We start from the raw sequence: 1,792 nt of genomic DNA, 5'->3' as shown, positions 1-1,792 counted from the left end.
ACCGATGACGTGCTCGCGCCGGCGCTGGTTAAAACCCGGGGTGGCCGGATCGGTGCCATCGATGCCAGCGGGGACTGGGTGATCCCGCCCGATTATGCCGACATGGTGGCGTTCTCCGATGTCTATACCCTGGCACAGTCCACCGCCGGCGGGCGTGTGGTGATCCTCGACCGGGACGGCAATCGCTATCCGCTGCGTCCCCATATCTTCGAGCACAACCACGGGTTCAACGGTGGTCTGCTCGAGTTCAGCGAGCGCTCGTCGCAGGGCGGCGCCCGATGGGGGCTCTGGAGCGTGACCGAAGGCGCGGTAGCGGCCCAGCCCAAGTTCACGTCCATATCCGGGTTCGTGGACGGCTACGCGCTTGCCGCGGTGCGAACCGATGCCGGCGATGATCGTTGGGGGATCATCGACCGGCAGGGCGAATGGGTCGTCGAGCCGCTGCACGACGACCATTCGCCGCCGGAGCGTATTGCCCCGGGGATCTACGAGATCAAACGCCGCGCCGTTGAGGGCGACCCCCGTAGTGACCGGCGTTACCAGCTCGTCTCGACCGAGGCCGGCGAACCGATCACCGGGCTACTGTTCGAGTCTGCGGAAGTCGTGGGGCCGCAGCGTTTCCTGGTCCAGCCCATCAATGGTGGTGTCCGGCTCATCGATCGCACGGGTGATGCGCTCGCCATCGCCGAGCGCCGGGTCAAGCGTTTCGAGAGCAACGGGACGCTAGCGCTCACGCTCTTCGAGGACGGCGACGGCGCCCTCGACAGCGACGGGGAGTGGCGGGTCGAACCGGTCTACGCGGCCTCGCTGGACTTCGTGCCACCGCTGATGCAGGCACGGGTCTATGACGGCCGGGAGACCGTCGTGGTGGACGACGAAGGGAACGTCCGGGCGGACGACAACCTGACGCCCGTCCCCGGGATGAGGCGCTATGCCCTGAACCTGGAGGGGGACGACGCGACGGCGCTGGTCAGCGCCGAAGGCGACGAGCTGACGCGGATTCCGGGGCAGCGTGCCTTCGATACGGCCTCCGGGGCGAACGGCCTGGTCGCCTGGCGGGAGGACGGCTCGGATCTCTACGGGTTCATGAACGCGCAGGGCGAGAAGGTCACCGGTGCCTATTTCACCAAACTGGGTGCCATGCGCGGGGACCGGGCGGCGTTCCAGCGCCGAAAGATATCGGGCGAACTTATCGGCTTCATCAGCCGGGACGGCGGGATCGCCATCCCCGCGGCGTACAAGCGGGTGTCGACCTTCAATGAGTCGCGGGCGCTGGTTTCCGGTAAGGAGGGCGGTCTGTTCTTCATCGATCCCCAGGGCCGGAAAACGGTCGGTTTCGGTGTCCTCTGCAACCGGATCGTGGTCACCGATCCCGAGGACGAGGTGATCTGGCCGGAAGAGCTCGACAGGGCCACGTTCCCCTGTCTCGCAGAGGATCCCCGGAAGGATGACGGTTCGCAGAACAAGGAAGGCACCTCGTGAGGAAACAGGGAACGCTCCACTGCCTGGTACCGCTCTCGATTGCCGCCACCGTGGCGGCCGTGATGCCCGCAGGTGCGGTGGCCCGGGACACGGATCGCTGCCTTACGTCGAAATACGTGCAGCCATTCGGTGACTACCAGCTGATTGCCTACCGCCGGAACCGCGGCAGCACCTGCCTCTACGAGCTGCACGAGGGCCTGGCCGCGCTGCGGCTGCCCGCCGAGGGGGTCGATATCGACGATGTCGCCGCCGTCGACGGCTTCGCCGAGTATCGCTGGGGATTCATCGATACAGCGGGCGCACTGGCAAT

Annotated in this window: 2 protein-coding genes; both read left to right on the top strand. The window is 66.6% G+C overall.

Annotation, left to right across the window (positions count from 1 at the left end; translation table 11 throughout):
- Positions 1–1,482: WG repeat-containing protein (locus G7A99_RS19045; protein WP_163143151.1), on the top strand; the 1,482-nt coding region annotated here is incomplete at its 5' end.
- Positions 1,479–1,792, top strand: a 314-nt coding sequence (locus tag G7A99_RS19040) for a hypothetical protein (RefSeq protein ID WP_163143148.1), incomplete at its 3' end; no start/stop codon positions are given. The genes G7A99_RS19045 and G7A99_RS19040, both read left to right, overlap by 4 nt.

Source organism: Arhodomonas sp. KWT, assembly GCF_010993615.1.
Note: the sequence above shows the minus strand (reverse complement) of the source record. Positions and strands in the feature narration are given on the sequence as shown.